The following is a 14,373-nucleotide window of genomic DNA, read 5'->3' as shown; positions in this document are numbered from 1 at the left end:
GAAAATATTAGTTAATAGAATATTTATAATAATTTTATTTTTTTGTTTTAATGTTCATAGTATGAATACTTTTTTAATAAAAAATATATATGTACATGGATTAAGAAATTTAACTTTTCATAATATTATATCAGAAACATTTTTTATAAAGAAAAAAAAATTTTCTAATGAAGATATCAGTAATTTTATTAAATTATTATATCATACAGGTAATTTTGATGAAATAAAAATATTTCGTGATAAATATGATCTAATTATAAAAGTTAAAGAGAAACCTATAATTTCAAATATTTGTATTATAGGTAATAAATTTATTGATTATAAATTATTAAAAGATAGTATGTATTTACATAAAATAATTATAGGAAAACCCTTAGATTGTTTTTCGCTTTTAACTTTTGAAAAAACATTAAATGATTTTTATAATAAAATTGGTAGATATAAAACAAAAATAAAATTTTTTATTACTCCATTGGATAATAATAAAATTGATTTAAAATTAATGATAATTGAATCTGATCTAATCAATATTAAACGAGTAAATATATTAGGAAATAATAATTTTTCATTAAAATATCTTACTTATATATGTGGAATAAAAAAATATTTTTTGGGATTTGATTTATTTTATAAAAATAATTATAGAAAAGAAAATTTTATGATTGCACTTCAAAAATTACATGATTTTTATTTAAATCATGGATATATTTGTTTTAAAATAAATTCTACTCAATTAAATTTATCTAGAAATAAAAAAAATATTTACATAACAATAAATATACATGAAGGTAAAAAATATAAAATTTCAAATATATTTATAAATAATGATTTTGAAAATCCTTATAATTTAAATAATTTAATATCAATTAAAATTAATGAGGTTTATAATTTTTCTAAGATCATGTCAATAATAGTTAATATAAAAAAATTATTATCTCGTTTTGGTTATATTAATCCTTTTATAGATATAAAAACAAAAATTAATCATAAAAATAATACTGTAAAATTATATTTTAATATAGATAATGGTAAACGTTTTTATGTTGAAAAAATATCTTTTTCAGGTAATTTTGTTTCTAGAGATTCTATGTTAAGGTCTGAAATAAAACAAATGGAAAATTCCTTATTTAATATAGATTTAATTAATGTTGGAATATCTAATTTAAAACGTACTGGATATTTTAAAGATATTAATGTATGTATTAAAAATTTATCTTCATCAACAAATAGAGTAAATATTGTATATAAAATACAAGAATTAAATACTGGATTGTTTAATATTGGAGCAGGTTACAGTCATGATGGAGGAGTTAGTTTTAAATTTTCATTAAATAAAAATAATTGGTTAGGTGTTGGTGATAATATAAGCTTAAGTATTGTTAAAAACAATCTTCAAAATTATGGTAAATTGGAATTTACCAGTTTGCATTTCATAATTGATAGAATTAATTTATCAAGTAATATTATTTATAATAACTCTATACCAGAAGAAAACTTAAATTTTTCAAATTATGTTAAAAAAAGTTATTTGTTTAATAATATATTAAATTTTAATTTAAATAATCAAAATAGTTTTGGATTGGGTTTAGGATATACCTATGATAATTTATTAAATATTAAACCACAAGTTGTTGTATGGAGATATTTAAAATCTATGGGTAAAAAATTTAATTATTTACATAAAGAAAATTTAGTATCTAATGATTTTATTTTTAATTATAATTTTATTTTTGATAGCTTAAATAAACAAGTTTATCCTGTATTTGGTAGTTATAATAAATTAGATACTAAAATAACTATACCTGGATCAAAAAATAATTATTTTCAAATAGTTTTTGATAGTTATAAATATTTACCCATGGATAAATATTTTGAATGGATATTATCCAATCATATTTTTTTAGGATATGGACATGGTATAGGTAAAAAAGAAATTCCGTTTTATCAAAATTTTTATGCTGGAGGTATTGATACAATAAGAGGTTTTGTTTTTAATGATGTTGGTCCTAAAGCAGTTTATTATAATCCATTATTAAAAAACAATAACTTAAATGAATATTCTTTTTGTAGATCTAATGATATTATAGGAGGTAATTCTATAATAATTACAAATACAGAATTAATTCTACCTAATTTTTTTATTAATAATAATTATACCAAAAATATTCGTTATTCATTATTTTTAGATTCTGGAATAGTATTAGATACAAATTGGAATAATACAAATAATTTTAATTTACTAGGTATACCTGATTATAGTAATTTGTATAATATTAGAGTATCTAGTGGTATTTCATTTAAATGGATATCACCAATTGGTCCCTTAACATTTTCGTATGCCATACCTATTAAAACTAGTTTAATGGATAAATTAGAAAAGTTTCAATTTAGTATGGGGAAAATATGGTAAAATATTTTATTAAATTTAGATTAATTATATATTCTAATGTTTTTATTTAGGAAAATAAATGAAATATTTTATCCGTGTATTGTTTTTCTTGTTTTTTTTGTTTTTTTATGAGAATGTATTTTCATTTGATAAAATTGCTATAGTAAATATTAATAATGTTTTTAATAATTTATCAAAATTTTATGGAATAGAAAAAATTTTAAATAAAGAATTTAATCAAAGAGCTATAAGCTTGCAAGAACAGGAATTAAAATTACAATATAAAATTAATACTTTTCAACGTAATAAACTAACAATGCGACCTAATATGATAAAAAAGATTGAAAAAGAAATTAATGATGAGCATAATAACTTTTTATTGAAAGCAAAGAATTTTGAAAAAGATAATAAAAATAGACAATTAGAAGAGCGCAATAAAATTTTAATAAAAATAAAAGATATTGTTAGTGAAATAGCAACTATTCAGGGTTATAATTTAATAATTGATTCTAGTATAGTTATATATTCTAATAAAATTAAGAATATAACTAATGAAGTTTTAAAACAAATAAAATAGTTTTATATATTAATTTAATTATTATATAAAAAATAATTATGTTATAATAATTTTATAGTTTTTTTAGAATTATTGCTTTTTTTAGTTGTGAATTTTAATTTTATCCAATAATATTTTTATATAATATATAATAATTTAATAATATTTATATTTTTTATATAAAATATATGTTTAATTAATTATTAAATAAATAAATTAATTTAAAATTATTTAGAATTTATATTTTAATAGTATTTATTTTTTAATTTTTTATTATATGTTATTCAAATGTAAATTTGATTTTATTAGTTAAATTTGTTTTAAAAAAATTTTTTATTATAGATTGTAATAATTTGTGTTTTTATATTATACAGAGGTATACGTATCTTAAAATAAAATATTATTTAAAATTAAACTTTCTAATAATAGGAAAATATTTTGAGTACTAAAATTCATAATTTGAGTATTGAAGAAATTTTAAAATTATTACCTCATCGTTATCCGTTTTTGTTAATAGATCGTATTATTTACATAATTCCCCATATATCTTTAAAAGGAATTAAAAATATTTCCTTTAATGAACCATTTTTTCAAGGACATTTTCCTAATAAAAAGATATTTCCTGGGGTATTGATTTTAGAGGCTATGGCTCAAGCAACAGGTATTTTAGCATTTAAAAGTTTAGGTGAATTAAAAATTGGAGAATTATATTATTTTGCTGGTGTTGATAATGCTAGATTTAAATATCCTGTTGTACCTGGAGATCAATTGATAATTAAAGTATATTTTGATAAAACTCGTTGTGGTTTAACTAAATTTAAGGGTATTGCTTATGTAAAAAATAAAATTGTTTGTGAAGCAGATATTATGTGTTCACGAGGTAAATAATTTATTTACTAAATTAATTGTATTGTTTTTATTCATTATTAATTTTTTTAATATCACTAATAATTTATTTTATCAATTAAAATATATGTTTAATTCTAAATTTATACATCTAAGTGTTCATACTGATTATTCTATAATAGATGGATTAATAAAAATAAATAGTCTTGTAAATAAAATTTTTACTTTATGTATGTCAGCTGTTGCAGTTACTGATTTTAATAATATTTTTGGTTTAGTAAAATTTTACAATTTATCTCATAAAATTGGTATTAAACCAATTATAGGTGCTGATTTTATAATTAAATCTTTAACGAATGGAATTAATAAACTAACTATTTTAGCAAAAAATAATATAGGTTATAAAAATTTAATATTTTTAATATCCCTGGCATATAAAAATAAAATTAATAATTCAATACCTGCAATTACTTATGAATTATTAATTAAATATAAAGATGGATTAATCATATTGTCTGGAGGGATACATGGTGACATAGGTAAATCATTATTAGATAATAATGATATGTTAATTAAAAAAAATATTAACTTTTATAAGAAATATTTTAATAATAATTATTATTTGGAATTATCAAGAATTGGGAAAATAAATGAAGAAAATTATATTAATTTAGCAATAGATTTATCATATAAAGAAAATATACCAGTAGTTGCAACTAATAAAGTTCGTTTTTTAAAAAAAGATGATTTTTATATACATGAAATTAGAGTGGCTATTAATAATGGAAATAAATTAAATGATTTAAAATATTCTTCTAAATATAGTAATTTACAATATCTTCGTAGTGAACAAGAAATGTGTAAATTATTTATTGATATCCCTGAAGCATTAATAAATACTGTTGAAATATCTAAAAGGTGTAATGTTTTTTTAGATTGGAACAAATATCATTTACCTAAATTTAAGTTAAAAAATATTAGTGAGGAAGATTATTTATTTTTACAAGCTAACAAAGGAATGAAGAAACGGTTATTATTTTTATACTCTGAAAAAAACAAAAAAAATATTAAATATGAAAATTATTATGAAAGATTAAATCATGAATTAAATATAATAAAACAAGTAGGTTTTTCTGGTTATTTTTTGATAGTTATGGAATTTGTTAAATGGGCAAAATCTAATTTTATTCCTGTTGGTCCTGGTAGAGGTTCAGGTGCTGGTTCTTTAGTTGCTTATGCATTAGGAATTACGGATATTGATCCGTTAGATTTTAATTTGATTTTTGAACGTTTTTTGAATTGTGAAAAAATTTCTTTACCCGATTTTGATATTGATTTTTGTATGGAAAAAAGAGATTTGATTATTGAACATGTTATTAAAAAATATGGTTATAATAATGTATCACAAATTATTACTTTTGGAACAATGACAGCTAAGGTTGTGATACGTGATGTAGGACGTGTACTTGGTTATCCATATGGATTTGTAAATAAAATTTCTAAATTAATTCCATTTGATCCAGGTATTACTATAAATAATGCTCTTTTTCTGTCTCCTCAGTTATTAATATATTATAAAACTGATAATTCTATCAAAGAATTAATAGATCTTTCAATTAAATTAGAAGGTATTATACGTAATGTAGGTAAACATGCTGGTGGAGTTGTTATATCACCTAAAAAAATAACTAATTTCTTACCCTTGTATTACGATAAAGATTCTAAAAATTCTTTGACACAATTTGATAAAAATGATATTGAACGTATTGGTTTAATAAAATTTGATTTTTTAGGATTACGTACACTTACAATTATTGATAATACTTTAAAAATAATTAATATTAAAAGAAAAAAATTAGGAAAGAAAATAATTGATATCAATAAAATAACTTTAAACGATAAAAAAAGTTTTCTTATTTTAAAAACAGCTAAAACAACTGCTGTATTCCAACTTGAATCTTATGGTATTAAGAATTTAATTAGACGATTACAACCGGATACATTTGAAGAATTGATTGCATTAATTGCATTGTATAGACCTGGTCCTCTTCAATCTGGAATGGTTGATAATTTTATAAACAGAAAACATGGTAAGGAATTAATAGCATATCCTGATAAATATTGGCAACATAAATCATTAAAACCTATATTAGAATCTACGTATGGTATTATTCTTTATCAAGAACAAGTTATGCAAATATCACAAATTTTATCCGATTATAGTTTAGGTCAAGCTGATATATTAAGAAGAGCTATGACTAAAAAAAAAAAAAGTGTTATGTTAAAACAAAGAATTTTGTTTAAAAAGGGTGCAATAAAGAAAGGTATAAATATCAATTTAGCAATGAAAATATTTGATTTGATGGAAAAATTCGCTGCATATGGATTTAATAAATCACATTCTGCTGCATATGCATTGATATCTTATAGAACATTATGGCTTAAAGCTAATTATCCTGTTGAATTTTTAGTATCTGTATTGAATGCTGAAATTAATAATACTGATAAATTATCATTTTTAATTAATGAATGTAAATATTTGCAAATAAATATTTGTAGTCCTAATATAAATCTTAGTATGTATAATTTTTTTATTGATAAATTCGGGAATATTGTTTATGGATTAGGAGCAATTAAAGGTTTAAATAAAGATCTCATATATTTAATTGTAAATAATAGAATAAAAAATGGTAAATATAACAGTTTATTAGATTTTTGTATACGAATAAAAAGTAAAAAATTAAATATTAGTATGTTAAAAAAATTAATTTTTTCAGGTGCTTTGGATACAATAGATTCATCTAGATATAATTTATTAAAAAATTTAGAAAATTCTTTTAAAGTAACTGAACAATATTTAGGTTCTCAATCTGTTGGTCAAATTGATATGTTTAATCTTTTAAAAGAAAAATTTTCATATACTAATGTTTTTAATACAAAATATTTATTAAATTGGTCAGAAGAATATGAATCAAATAAAGAAAAAGAGTCTTTAGGTTTTTATTTAATAAAACACCCTATTACAAAATATTTTAAAGAGATTCGTAAATATACTAATAATAATAATACATTAAAAGATCTATTATCTATAGATATAAATAATAAAACAAATAATTTTGTTGTTTTTGGTTTAGTAACTTCTGTAAAATTTTCTAAAACTAAATATAATAATAAAGTTATAATTTTTACATTAGATGATTCTTTTGGAAATATTGAAATTGTTTTATTAGAAAAATATATTAATAAGTATAAACATTTAATATTATGTAATAATATTCTAATTGTAAATATAAGAGTAAAATTTAATTTTTTTAGTAGATATTTAAATGTTTTAGCTAATAATATAATAGATATTATAGAAGCACGTAATAAATATTTATCTAAGGTTATTATTTATATACCAAAAAAAAAAATTAAAAATAGTATATTAAAATTGTTATGTTATTACTTAAAAACTTTATTACAGGGTAATTTAACTTTATATTTATATAAATTAAAAAATAATATTTATAAAAATGAAAAAAAATTAATAAGAAAAATGAAACATATTGTTCCTAGTAATGATTTTATTAACAAAGTAGAATCATTATTGGGAAAAGAATATATTGAATTAAAATTCAAATAAATAAGGATGAATATGAATTTTAATTATTTAGATTTTGAATATCCAATAGTAGAATTAGAAGCTAAAATAGATTCATTGAAATTAGTAAATGATAAAAATAAAAGACATAATTTTAATTTAGATAATGAAATATATGGACTTAGTAAAAAAAAAAATGAATTAATTAAAAAAATTTTTTCAAATTTATCTGCATGGCAAATAGTTAAATTATCTAGACATCCATTAAGACCTCATACGTTAGATTATATTAATTATATTTTTGAAGATTTTGATGAGTTGTCAGGAGATAGAAAATTTGCAGATGATAAAGCAATTGTTGCGGGAATAGCTAGATTAAATTCTTATTCTGTCATGATTATTGGTCATCAAAAAGGTAGAGAAACTAAAGAAAAAATTTATCGTAATTTTGGTATGCCTACTCCTGAAGGATATCGTAAGGCATTACGTTTAATGAAGTTAGCTGAAAAATTTAATATTCCTATCATTACTTTTATTGACACCCCTGGTGCTTATCCAGGAGTTGGAGCTGAAGAACGGGGTCAATCTGCAGCTATAGCTAATAATTTACTTAACATGTCTTTTTTAAAAGTTCCAATTATATGTAATGTAATTGGTGAAGGAGGTTCTGGGGGAGCATTAGCTATAGGAATAGGTGATAAATTAAATATGTTAGAATATAGCACTTATTCTGTTATTTCACCTGAAGGATGTGCTTCTATCCTTTGGAAAAATGTTAATAAAGCTTCATTAGCTGCTGAAATAATGGGAATAAATGCATATCGTTTAAAAAAATTAAAATTAATAGATAATATTATAAATGAACCATTAGGTGGTGCTCATAGAAATGTTTTATTAATGGCTGATTTATTGAAAAATCAATTATTAATAGATATTTCAGAATTAAGATTAATGCGCATAGATATTTTATTAAAAAAAAGATATAAAAAACTTATCAGTTATGGATATATTTAATAAAAGATATAATATATATTTTTAAATAATTAAATTATAAAATTTAATTTTAAAATATTTATTTTATTTTAGAGATAATTAATATTAAATTTATATTAATGATCATTTGTTATTTGTTATTTCAAAACTGTATTTGATTATTAATAAAGAATTGTATAATTGTTCTTTATAAAAAAGAAATTAATTTGGAACATTAGTGAATGAAAGACAATAATAATTTATTTAATAATTCACTTATTGACGAATATACATTTAAAAAAATAAATAAAATAATAAATAATTTATCCAATAATCAAATGATTTGGTTATCAGGATATTTATTTAATATAATAGAAAATAATAAATTAAACAATGAATTGAAAAAATCTTCAATTTTAATAGATAACAAAATTACAATTTTATCTTCTTCACAAACTGGAAATGCTCGGTTAGTAGCTAAAAAATTATATGATCGTATGGTTTTGAATAATTTTAATGTTGTTTTATTAAAAGCATCAGAATACAAATTTAAAAAAATTAATAAAGAAAAAATATTAATAATTGTAACATCTACATATGGTGAAGGAGAACCTCCAGAAGAAACTTATGTATTTTATAATTTTTTAATGTCTAAACGAGTTCCGAAATTAAATAATTTGTCTTTTGCTATTTTTGGTTTAGGTGATAGTTCTTATAAATTTTTTAATAAATCAGCAAAAGATTTTGATTATAGATTGAAAGAATTAGGTGCTAAAAGGTTAATTAAGAGATTTGATTCTGATATAAATTATTCTAAAGTAGCAAATAATTGGATTAAAGAAGTATTAAATTTTTTTAAAAATGTAACTTTTAATAAAAGTAATTTGAGTATAAAAAATAAATCTATTAAAGTAGATAATTATGAAAAAAAATACAGTAAGAAAAATCCTCTTATTACAAATATATTATGCAATCAGAAGATTACTGGAAGATATTCAAATAAAGATATTAGACATATAGAAATTAATTTACCCAATGTTAATATATTTTATGAACCCGGTGATATTTTAGGTATATGGTATGAAAATGATCCTTCGTTAATAAAAAAATTTATTTTATGTTTTAAATTATCTAATAATGATTTTGTTAAAATTGGTAATAAGAATATATCTTTATATGAAGCTTTGTTGAAATATTGTGAAATCACGGTAAATACAATAAATATTGTAAAAAAATACTCTTATTTATCAAATAATAAATATCTTTTATCTATTAATAATGATTTATTAGAATTAAAAAATTTTGTTAAAAATACACCATTAATAGATATGTTTATAATTTATAAAAGTAAATTATTAGCTCAACAATTAGTATCTTTATGTAGACCTTTAAGTCCTCGTTTTTATTCCATTTCTTCTTCTCAAAAAGAATATAAAAATGAGATACATATAACAGTAAAGATTTTAAAATATAGATCTAAAAATTTTGTTCATTTTGGTGGAGCATCAAGTTATTTAGGTCGTAGAATTAATGAAAATGATAAAATAAAAATTTTTTTACAGAAAAATAATAATTTTAAGTTACCCAAGGATTCTAATATTTCGATAATTATGATTGCAGTGGGTACTGGTATTTCTCCATTTCGTTCTTTTATTCAAGAAAGAGAAAATATGAAAGCTAAAGGTAAAAATTGGTTGTTTTTTGGAGATCAAAAATTTACTGAAGATTTTTTATATCAAATTGAATGGGTAAATTATTTTAAAAATGGTTTATTAAATAATATTAATTTAGCATGGTCACGTGATCAAAAATATAAAATATATATACAAGATAAAATTTTAGAAAATAAAAATATTTTTTGGAAATGGATAAATAGTGGTGCATATATTTATATTTGTGGAAGTATTACAATGTCAAAATCAGTTGAAATATCTATTTTAAAAATAATTCAAGAAAATGGTAAAATGAATAAAAGTGATTCTGTAATTTTTTTAAATGAACTAAAAATTAATCATCGTTATCAAAAGGATGTTTACTAATGTTATATAAAATAAATAAAAAATTTATTGTTAAAGGTAAATTAACTAATGAAGAAAAAATTAAAAAAAAAAGTAATTTTTTAAGAGGAACCATTGCTAAAGATATAAACAATGAAATAACAGGAGGTTTTAGTAATTATAATTATTCGTTAATTAGATTTCATGGTATGTATCAACAAGATAATAGAGATATAAGATTAGAACGATTGAAACAAAAATTAGAACCTAAATATTCTATGATGTTAAGATGTAGATTACCAGGAGGAATTATTAGTACAAAACAATGGTTATCTATAGACGATTTTGCAAATAGAAATACTTTATATGGAAGTATACGATTGACAAATCGCCAAACTTTTCAATTTCATGGTATTTTAAAATATAAATTAAAATCTATTCATAAAATATTAAATAAATTAGGATTGGATTCATTAGCTACAGCTAATGATGTTAATCGTAATGTTCTTTGCACTTCAAATCCTATGGAGTCAAATATTCATATGGAAGTTTATCAAATAACAAAAAGAATTTCTGAACATTTACTTCCTAAAACAAATGCTTATTCTGAAATTTGGTTAGATAAAGAAAAAATTGGTACTACTGAAGTAGAACCAATTTTAGGAAATACTTATTTACCTCGTAAATTTAAAACAACAATTGTAATACCACCTTATAATGATGTTGATATTCATGCAAATGATATGAATTTTATTGCTATTATTTATAAAGAAAGATTAATAGGTTTTAATTTACTTATTGGAGGAGGATTATCTATTGTATACGATAATTATTCTACATGGCCTAGCATAGCTAAAGAAGTTGGATTTTTAAAAACTAATGATATTTTACGTGTTGCAGAAGCTGTTATTACAATTCAAAGAGATTGGGGTAATAGGACTAATAGACAAAATGCTAAGACAAAGTATACATTAGAACGTGTGGGTTTAAATAATTTTAAAAAAGAAATTGAATATAGATCTGGTATTAAATTTGATCCTATATATCCTTATAAATTTATTAAAAGAGGAGATCGTTTTGGTTGGTTAAAGGGTATAGATAACAAATGGAATTTGACATTATTTATTGAGCAAGGAAGATTAATTGATAAATTAAATAGTCCTATAAAAAGAGGTGTTGCAGAAATTGCAAAAATACATAATGGATATTTTAGATTGACTGCAAATCAAAATTTAATTATATCTTCTGTTCAAGAGAATAACAAATTAATTATTGAAAATATAGCCTTAAAATATGGATTATTAAATTTTGTAACAAAACAACGTAAAAATTCTATGGCATGTGTTTCTTATCCCACATGTCCTTTGGCTATGTCTGAAGGCGAGCGTGAATTATCTTATTTTATTAATAGAATAGAAAAAATTTTATCTAAATATGGATTAGAAAATGAATATATAATATTTCGTATTTCTGGTTGTTCAAATGGTTGTGCTAGATCTTTACTTGCTGAAATAGGTCTTTTAGGTAAATCTATTGATTATTATAATATGTATATTGGTGGAAATCGTATAGGTACACGTATACCTCGTATATATTTAAAAAATATTTATAAAAAACAAATAATTTTTCATATAGATGATTTAATAAATAGATGGGCTAACGAACGATTATATAAGGAAAATTTTGGTGATTTTGTGATTAGAGTAAATATAATAAAACCAGTGTTAAATTCTCCCAAAGATTTTTGGTAATTTTAGGATAAAATATATGCAATCATTAAATTTGGAAAAAATAAATAATTTTTCTTCTGGAGAACAAATAAAATTTTTAGAAGAAATTAATTTTAAATTAAATAAGTTATCTTCATTTAATCGTATAATATGGGCATTAAATAATCTTGAAAAAAATTTCATTTTATCATCTAGTTTTGGCATACAATCAATGGTTTTATTACATATGATTACTTCTAAAATACCTAGTATTCCTATTATATTTATTGATACAGGTTATTTATTTCCAGAAACTTATCTATTTATTGATAAATTAGTTAAAAAAATGAATCTAAATTTAAAAGTATTTCGTGCTGTTATATCCTCTGCATGGCAGGAAGCACGTTATGGTAAATTATGGGAAAAAGGAATAGATGGAATAAATTTATATAATAAAATTAATAAAGTTAAACCTATGAAATTCGCTTTAAAAAAATTATTAGTTAAAACATGGTTTGCCGGGTTAAGAAGATCACAATCTAAAAGTCGCAAATATTTATCAATATTATCTATTCAACGTAAAATTTTTAAATTTTTACCAATTTTAGATTGGGGTGATAAAAAAATATTTTACTATATAAAAAAATATGATTTGGAATATCATCCATTATGGAAAGATGGTTATGTATCTTTAGGAGATATACATACGACATCTAAAATAAATAGCAAAATTTCAGAAGAAGAAACAAGATTTTTGGGAATAAAAAGAGAATGTGGATTACATGAATAAACTTATTATTTAATTAATTATATTTATTAAAAATAATTTATTTATTTTAATTTAATTTATAAATATAATTTGATATTTTTTAATTTATTTTATACTTATTATAAATATTATAAAATGAAATATTTACCTTTATTTGTTGATTTAAAACTTAAACCAATTCTAGTAATTGGAGGTGGTAGTGTAGCTGTTAGAAAAATAAAATTATTTTGTTCCGTTGGAGCTATAGTATATGTTGTCGCTAATAAATTATGTGATGATTTAAAAAAAATATATAATGAAAATAAAATTAAGTGGTTATCAAAAAAATTTAATATAAATCAATTAAATAATATATTTTTAGTAATAGTTGCTACTAATAATAATAATCTTAATGAAAAAATTTATAAAGAAGCTAATAATAAATTTATATTTGTTAATGTAGTTGATAATTTAAAAAAATGTTCTTTTATTTTTCCATCAATAATAAATAGATCTCCTTTATTAATATCTATATCATCTAGTGGTATGGCACCTATGTTAGTTAGATTATTGAAGGAAAAATTAGAAACAATATTACCTAAAAGTTTATCTAATATAGTTAATATTGCTGGTAAATTTCGTGATAAAGTTAAGAAATATTTAATTAAATCTGATGATAGAAAACGATTTTGGGAAAATTTTTTTAATAGTATTTTTTCTAGTTATGTTTCTTGTAATAATTTTAAACTAGCATATAAAGTATTAAATAATCATTTAAAATATAAAAATAAATTATCAGGAGAGATAATATTAGTTGGTGCTGGGCCTGGAGATTCTGGTTTATTGACACTTCGTGCTTTACAAGCAATACAAAGGGCAGATATTGTATTATATGATTATTTAGTAAGTAAACAGGTTTTAAATTTAATACGTAAGGATGCAAAATTAATATGCGTAGGAAAAAGATATGGATATCATTTTTATTCTCAAAAAAAAATAAACAATTTATTAATATTATATGCTAAAAAAGGTAAATGTGTTATTAGATTAAAGGGTGGTGATCCATTTATTTTTGGTAGAGGTGGTGAAGAATTATTATATGCATATAAATATGGAATACCCTTTCAGGTTATTCCTGGTATAACTTCAGGTATTGCAGCTCCTACTTATGCAGGTATTCCATTAACACATAGAGATTATTCACATGGAGTAATATTTATAAATGGATATAATTATAAAAATTGTATTAATAGTTTAAAATTTAATTATTCTTCTTTTACTTTAGTAATTTATATGTTTTCAATTAATATCAAATATATATATAAACAATTGATATTAAATGGATGTTCAAAAAATATAAAAGTAGCTATTATAAGTTTAGGAACACATGATGAACAGTATGTAAAAACTGGCATTTTATCAGAATTAAATATTTTAATTAAAGATTCTTTTAGTCCTAGAATATTAATTATAGGCAAAGTTGTTGAATTAAGAAAAAAATTGTCTTGGTTTAAAATTTCTAAAAATCATTTTAATAATAAAAATTATATTTTAAATTTATTATAGGGAAAAA

9 protein-coding genes are annotated in these 14,373 nt (G+C 20.5%); all 9 read left to right on the top strand.

Going from position 1 to position 14,373, the window contains the following annotated elements; translation table 11 throughout:
* Nucleotides 1–61: 61 nt before the first annotated feature.
* The 9 genes from bamA to cysG all read left to right on the top strand — a co-directional run bounded on the left by bamA (nt 62) and on the right by cysG (nt 14,366).
* Entirely contained in the window at nt 62–2,410 is a 2,349-nt protein-coding gene (gene bamA / locus C9I82_RS00350) for an outer membrane protein assembly factor BamA (RefSeq protein ID WP_162859721.1), read from the top strand.
* Between the two features lie 58 nt (nt 2,411–2,468).
* Nucleotides 2,469–2,966, top strand: coding sequence for an OmpH family outer membrane protein (locus tag C9I82_RS00345; RefSeq protein WP_115955884.1), 498 nt, complete (start codon nt 2,469–2,471; stop codon nt 2,964–2,966).
* A gap of 417 nt (nt 2,967–3,383) precedes the next feature.
* Nucleotides 3,384–3,833 (top strand): 3-hydroxyacyl-ACP dehydratase FabZ, encoded by a 450-nt coding sequence (gene fabZ / locus C9I82_RS00340; RefSeq protein ID WP_115955883.1) that lies wholly within the window; start codon nt 3,384–3,386, stop codon nt 3,831–3,833.
* An 85-nt stretch (nt 3,834–3,918) separates the two neighbouring features.
* On the top strand, nt 3,919–7,416 hold the full coding sequence (gene dnaE / locus C9I82_RS00335; RefSeq protein ID WP_115956239.1) for a DNA polymerase III subunit alpha: 3,498 nt from the start codon (nt 3,919–3,921) through the stop codon (nt 7,414–7,416).
* Nucleotides 7,417–7,428: 12 nt separating this feature from the next.
* Nucleotides 7,429–8,388: an acetyl-CoA carboxylase carboxyl transferase subunit alpha gene (gene accA / locus C9I82_RS00330; protein ID WP_115955882.1), complete on the top strand. Its 960-nt coding sequence runs from the start codon at nt 7,429–7,431 to the stop codon at nt 8,386–8,388.
* Nucleotides 8,389–8,588: 200 nt separating this feature from the next.
* On the top strand, nt 8,589–10,385 hold the full coding sequence (locus C9I82_RS00325) for an assimilatory sulfite reductase (NADPH) flavoprotein subunit (protein ID WP_115955881.1): 1,797 nt from the start codon (nt 8,589–8,591) through the stop codon (nt 10,383–10,385).
* A complete protein-coding gene (cysI, locus tag C9I82_RS00320) occupies nt 10,385–12,094 on the top strand; it encodes an assimilatory sulfite reductase (NADPH) hemoprotein subunit (protein ID WP_115955880.1) in 1,710 nt (569 codons plus the stop codon). The genes C9I82_RS00325 and cysI overlap by 1 nt, the downstream gene beginning before the upstream one ends.
* A gap of 16 nt (nt 12,095–12,110) precedes the next feature.
* The gene (locus C9I82_RS00315) at nt 12,111–12,842 is read left to right on the top strand and encodes a phosphoadenylyl-sulfate reductase (protein ID WP_115955879.1); all 732 of its coding nucleotides are present in this window, start codon (nt 12,111–12,113) and stop codon (nt 12,840–12,842) included.
* Between the two features lie 114 nt (nt 12,843–12,956).
* Nucleotides 12,957–14,366, top strand: coding sequence for a siroheme synthase CysG (cysG, locus tag C9I82_RS00310; protein WP_115955878.1), 1,410 nt, complete (start codon nt 12,957–12,959; stop codon nt 14,364–14,366).
* Nucleotides 14,367–14,373 lie beyond the last annotated feature (7 nt).

The organism is Candidatus Purcelliella pentastirinorum (genome assembly GCF_003391335.1).
GTDB classification, from domain to species: domain Bacteria; phylum Pseudomonadota; class Gammaproteobacteria; order Enterobacterales; family Enterobacteriaceae; genus Purcelliella; species Purcelliella pentastirinorum.
The sequence above is the reverse complement of the archived record's forward strand: the minus strand, read 5'-3'. Positions and strand labels throughout refer to the sequence as shown.